Raw genomic sequence first — 6,439 nt, forward strand, 5'->3', positions numbered from 1 at the left:
CCCGCGTCCCCGCGTCAACCAAAACGCGAAATCTAAAAAACCTACCCATAAGAGGTAGGGATGGGGGAATGCGGAGAAACTTTCATTTACATTCTCCGCGTCACCCTTCGGGTGACGCTCGCAAGCTCGCTAACGCTGCGCTAACGCAGTCGCCTGCGGAGGGAAACCCTCCTTTACTCGCTGTCTCACCGTGTAAGCGCGTCCCCGCGTCCCCGTGTCTCCGTGTCCTCTTAATTGTTTAGCTCAGTTGTTCTGACTCTGGGGCAAGATTGTTAACGCTGGTGTTGGGAAAAGATGCAGGCAAAGACTGAGGGTTATGAGGATATGATGGTTCTGCTAGGTTAGAGCGTAGTTGCCGCATCAGGCTAGCCATTTCTAGAGCGCTCATGGCATAATCCCAGCCATGATTACTCTTAATACCTGCTCGTTCTAAGGCTTGCTGCATAGTATCTACTGTTAAAATGCCAAAAATTACGGGTACGCCTGTTTGAAAACCTGCGGCGGCAATACCTTTGGCAACTTCTGAAGATACATAATCAAAATGAGGTGTTTGGCCTTTAATCACTGCACCCAAGCAAATTACTGCATCATAGCGATGGGAAAGTGCAAGTTGGCGAGCGACGATTGGGACTTCAAAGCTTCCCGGTACCCAAACATAATCTACCTGATTGCCGTGGGGATTTGTATCTACACCATGGCGTTTTAAGCAATCTTGACACCCCTCTAGGAGCTTAACGCTAACTAGGTCGTTAAATCGACCGATGACCACTGCAAACCGCAAAGGTTCTGTTTGAGTAAAACTTCCCTCGAAAACTGCCATGACTGCCTCTTAATATATTTCTTGGCAATATACTTTTCTTATTTAAATGTAGAGGAGCAGGAAAGCGCACTCAGGAAAAAGCTCTTAAACCTTTTACTTTGGCTTTTCTGCTCCTCTAGTTTTTATATTATGTGCCGATGCTAGAGCGAAGTCGTGGCCTACACAACCAAAAAGTTTAATATTCCGACTAAAAGTACTAATGCAACCCAGACTCCAGAACCAATCCAGAGTAACCTTTTTGATTCAACCCAGTTTTGGGGAGTTGCGTAAGCAACGGGAACACCAACAACTAGAATAAAAGACAGCAGAACCAGGGCTACTAAAGCGAATTGGAATATGATGGTCATTTTTGCTTCTCCCAAAATAACGAAATGCTAAAGATAGAATATCTTTAAGGGCGACACTGATAGTTTTTCCTTATTTTTAAGGTATCAGAAATCGTTACACTCTTGTCATTTAGTCATTTGTCCTTTGTCTTTTGTCTAAGTACTAATGACTAATGACTAATGACTAATGACTCTTGAATATGGATTTAATTCTTTGCCACACAACAGCTGATTTTGACGCATTAGGGGCGGCGGTAGGACTAACTTGCCTGCTACCGGGGAGCAAAATTGTGCTGAGTGGTGGTTCTCACCCACCTGTGAGGGATTTTTTGGCATTGCATCGGGATGAATACCCGCTAATTGAGCGGCGTTCGGTTAATCCTGAGAAAATTCGCTCTCTAACTGTGGTGGATACACAAAACCGCGATCGCTTGGGTAAGGCTGCGGAGTGGTTAGATTTACCACACTTAAAAGAGATTGTTATTTATGACCATCACTTAGGACAAGAACCTAGTATTGCGGTGACGCAATCGTATATTTCTGCTGTGGGAGCGACCACAACATTAATTGTGGAACAATTGCAACAGCGGCAAATCTCTCTAACTCCTGCCCAAGCAACGGTGATGGCTTTGGGTATCCATGTTGATACTGGTTCGTTGACGTTTGAGCAAGCTACACCAAGAGATGCTTTAGCTTTGGCTTGGTTGATGCAGCAAGGTGCTAGTTTAAAGGTAATTTCCACCTATTGCGATCCTGGCTTATCTGTGCAATTGCAGCAGTTATTGACTCAAGCGCTAGAAAATTTAGCATACGTTGACCTGCGTGGATATACGATCGCTTCGGTGACGTTAAAAACTGAAGGATTTGTGCCAGGTTTATCGAGTCTGGCTTCAGAACTTGTGGAGTTAACCGAAATAGATGCTTTGCTGTTAGCCAACGAATATCCGTTAGGGGAAGGTGATTCACGCTTAACAGTGATTGGGCGATCGCAAATTCCCCAGACAAACCTCAATATATTATTCCAAAATTTCGGTGGTGGCGGTCATTCCCAAGCAGCATCTTTGAATTTGCGTCAAGTAGACTCACAAGCAATACTGCAACAACTTCTCGATGGCATTAAAGCTCAAATTCCTCATCCCCCCACAGCCAGAGATTTAATGTCTTCTCCTGTCCGCACCATTCGCCCTGACACCACAATTACGGAAGCCCAGCGTATTTTATTACGCTATGGACACTCTGGTTTATCTGTAGTTGATTCCCAAGCACAATTGGTAGGTATTATTTCCCGACGGGATATTGATATTGCCTTACATCACGGGTTTAGTCATGCACCAGTCAAGGGTTATATGACAACCAACCTCAAAACTATCACCCCAGATACCACACTGCCAGAAATTGAGGCGTTAATGGTGACATATGATATCGGACGCCTACCAGTGCTGGAGAATGAGCAGTTAGTCGGCATCGTTACCCGTACCGATGTGCTACGCGAATTACATCAAGCAGACACAGGCACAGGGCAAGGTGGGAACGCGGGGACAACATTACTCTCCGCGTCCCCACGTCCCCGTGTCCCCGTGTCCTCTGCTCTTGCTCCTCAATTGTGGCAATTGCTCACCATAGCATCGCAAGAGGCAGAAAAACGGGGTTGGCACCTTTATCTTGTGGGGGGGGCAGTGCGAGACGTGCTGTTAGCTGAAGCAACAACGGGCACATTGCTGATTAAAGATATTGACCTTGTAGTGGATGGTTTTCACAAAACAGCCGCTGTTGGCGCTGGTGTTGAATTAGCCAAAGTACTTCAGCAAATTTACTTAGGTGCGCGTTTAGAAATCCATGGGGCTTTTCAAACTGCTGCCTTGCTATGGCATAAAGATTCAGAATTAGATTCCTTATGGATAGATATTGCCACCGCTAGGACAGAATTTTACCCTTACCCCGCCGCTAATCCAGAAGTTGAGGCGAGTTCGATTCGTCAAGATTTGTATCGTCGGGATTTCACCATCAACGCCATGGCACTGCGACTTACATCCCCCCGTGCTGGAGATTTACTTGATTTCTTTGGTGGTTTAGTAGATTTACAAGCTAAGCAAATTCGAGTTTTACACGCCAATAGCTTTATTGAAGACCCAACTCGCATTTATCGCGGTGTGCGCTTTGCCGTGCGCTTGGGATTTGATATTGAACCGCAGACAGAAGAGTATATCCGTTATGCTATCAATAGTGGTGTTTACGATCGCACTGCTCAAGAGAATAGCAAAACTCCAGCTCTCCAAACTCGACTCAAAACAGAATTAAAGCATATCCTAGAAGCCCCTTACTGGAAATCGGCTTTACAGCTACTCGACAATCTAGGAGCGTTACAGTGCATTCATCCTACCCTCAAACTAGATGCAGAACTTCTACGACAACTACGTTTGCTAGAACGCTGTTTAGGGCGATTTGACAGTCAACAAACCTTAATTCACTGGCAAATGCGCCTAGAAGTATTAATTGCTCATTTAATACCAGAACATCAAGGGAAAGTAGCAAAAAATCTACAACTACAAGAGGAAAGCATCGCTAGGTTGAAGAATTTATCTCAAGCAGAAACTGAGGTGATGGCTTCATTACCTAATTTGCAACATCCCAGTCAAATTGTACATTTACTGCGACAGTATGACTTACCAATGCTGATTTTAATTGCTTTGCGAAGTCCGCGAGTAATCAGGCAACAAATTTGGCAATATCTCACAGTTTGGCATCATATACAGCCACTTTTGAACGGCAATGATTTAAGGAGACTAGGTTATCAGCCAGGGCCACAGTATCGACAAATATTAGATGATTTACTCGCCGCGACTCTTGATAGAGTGATTACAGATCAGCTTGAAGCCAAAGAATTTTTAGCACAAAACTATCCTACATAAAATCTCTACGTACCTTTGCGCTAAACTCCGCGTTCTTTGCGTTGAAAAAAGTTAGTATTTGAGGCAACTTTACTAACCACAAATCACACAATCGCTAAAGCACCCAGATTACCGCTGTAACCAGTAATCTCAATGATGGCGTCAGTAGCAGCATTAAATCCGTTGGTGGCATCATTAATTACTAGGAAAGTCCGATCATTTAAATCAAAAAAGGTGAATGTTGCAGCTTGATTAGCAATAAAACTAGTACTATCCAACAAAAGTTGAATTCTCGCCTCAGTTAGCAGATTAATTTGACCAAATTGTTGCAAGTTAAGGGTATTTACCGCCTTGGGTGCATCAATCTTATCTACATGAACGTCTAAGTCTTTAATCACATCAAAATTCGCCAGCAACGAATCACTCAAAGACTCAAACACAAAAGTATCACGACGATTGCCACCAGTGAGGATATCTCCACCTGCACCACCAATTAAGGTATCACGACCGTTGCCACCAAATAGTTGGTCATTGCCATCAAAGCCTGAGAGTTGGTCATTACCATTGCCACCAAATAGTTGGTCATAACCATCAAATCCTACCAGTTCATCATTCCCGTTACCACCATAAATGATGTCGTTACCACCTAACCCCAACAGTTCATCGTTACCATCTTTGCCGTAAATTGTATCGTTACCTGCATCGCCAATTAACTCATCGTCATCATTGCTACCATCCAGGAGCAAACCATCTACTGACTCTTCATCAGTAGTTTTCCATAAAAGTTGACCACTGCGGTTATAGATATAGCTCACAAGGGTATCGGTCTCGCTGTCACCATTGCTGTCAATTTCTTCAGAAATGAGTTGACCGTCAGTGTTGTAGTTGTAAGTGGTGACTGTATCGATGATGCCGTCGTTGTTTGTGTCAGAATTCTTGATTGTCAACTTCCCATTGGGATCGTAACTGTAAGTGCTAAGTATATCTACGGTACCATCATTGTTATTGTCAGCCTGCTCAGCTATGAGTTTACCTTCAGTATCATAGCTGTAAGTAGTAAGTACATCTACTGTACCGTCATTATTATTGTCAACCTGCTCAGATATCAGCTGACCTTCAGCATTATAGTTGTAAAACTTGAATGTGTCAGGCACACCGTCGCCGTCAGTATCAAAGCTGGCACTTGTAGGCCCATAGGCATAAAAATTTACCTCATCCGGCTTACCGTCACCATTGTTATCAAGGCTTTCAGATATGATATTACCCTTATCATCATAAGTGTAAGTATATGTTCTGAAGGAATCAGAATCATTGAACTCACCATCGCCATTCTCATCTAAGCTTTGCGATATTAAATCCCCTCTGATGTTGTAAGTGTTGGTGCTGAACCCATAAGGTTTACCATCCATATCATAGAAGTTACTAGTCGCAGATATAAGGTTGCCAAAAGTATCGTAAGTGTAATTATAATTAGTGTAAGGAGAAATAAAACCATTAAAGGTATCAGTGAAAGTTACAGTTACTGGGTTGCTATCGGCATTATAGGTATAAGTGGTGGCAATAATAAATTGAGGAACACCGGCACCAAATAAATCGGTTCCTTCATTGATAGATGTCAGTTTACCGTCGACATCGTAGGTATAATCGATAGTGATTGTAGCTTCATAATTAGGGCGATAGAGGATACCTGAAGCTTGACGTATAACTTTTGTCAGTTTGCCACTGGCATCGTAAATATATGTACTGGAAACAGGATTATCATATCCTCCGCTAAAATCATTAATGAATGTAGATATAAGCTTACCGCTAGCGTTGTAAGTAGCCTCATAAATTCTGTAACCAGATTCGGCAATCAATCTACTGTTAGCGTCATAGGCATAGGTTGCAACATTATAAGGTATGCTGCCCTCATAGCTTTGGTCTATGGAGATCAAGTTGCCCTTAGAATCATAAGTATAGAAGTAGCTCAGCCCATCATAAGTTGTGCTTCTAAATGTCAAGTTACTATTGGCATCGTAGGTATAGGTCGAAACTTCCTCAGGTATACCATCGTTATCAGAATCTCTAGTTTCTGATGTTAGGTTGTTATTGGCATCGTATGTATAGGTAATGGCATTATTTACTGATGTGCGGTTGCCTTTGTTGTCGTAGGTGTAGAAGGTGGTACTCTCAGGCTTGCCGTTATTGTCATTGTCAGTTTTTTGGGATATGAGGTTATAGGTAATAACCGACTCTGCGATGCCATCGTTATTGTTGTCAATCCTCTCAAAGGCGAGGCTACCGTTGGCATTGTAAGTATAAGTTGTTGTTGAGGTCATAAATTTATTTATACGTAAGAACACATTGATTATACTTCTTGCAAAAATACTTGAACCGTCAGAGACTCAAGTCTCTGCCTAATAGCA

4 protein-coding genes are annotated in these 6,439 nt (G+C 42.9%); 1 reads left to right on the top strand and 3 read right to left on the bottom strand.

The annotated features are described in order from the left end of the window. Nucleotides 1–238: 238 nt before the first annotated feature. Nucleotides 239–820: a 6,7-dimethyl-8-ribityllumazine synthase gene (gene ribH / locus AC5JMF_RS28120; RefSeq protein WP_495799004.1), complete on the bottom strand. Its 582-nt coding sequence runs from the start codon at nucleotides 818–820 to the stop codon at nucleotides 239–241. A gap of 158 nt (nucleotides 821–978) precedes the next feature. After that, a complete protein-coding gene (gene psbZ / locus AC5JMF_RS28125; protein WP_495799005.1) occupies nucleotides 979–1,167 on the bottom strand; it encodes a photosystem II reaction center protein PsbZ in 189 nt (62 codons plus the stop codon). A 179-nt stretch (nucleotides 1,168–1,346) separates the two neighbouring features. Here psbZ and AC5JMF_RS28130 point away from each other — a divergent pair, with 179 nt between their 5' ends. Then, nucleotides 1,347–4,055, top strand: coding sequence for a CBS domain-containing protein (locus tag AC5JMF_RS28130; RefSeq protein ID WP_495799007.1), 2,709 nt, complete (start codon nucleotides 1,347–1,349; stop codon nucleotides 4,053–4,055). A gap of 83 nt (nucleotides 4,056–4,138) precedes the next feature. Here AC5JMF_RS28130 and AC5JMF_RS28135 read toward each other — a convergent pair whose 3' ends face one another. Then, nucleotides 4,139–6,352 carry a bluetail domain-containing putative surface protein gene (locus tag AC5JMF_RS28135; protein WP_495799006.1) on the bottom strand — a complete coding sequence of 738 codons (2,214 nt, stop codon included), beginning with the start codon at nucleotides 6,350–6,352 and terminating at the stop codon, nucleotides 4,139–4,141. Nucleotides 6,353–6,439 lie beyond the last annotated feature (87 nt).

The organism is Desmonostoc vinosum (assembly GCF_059505385.1).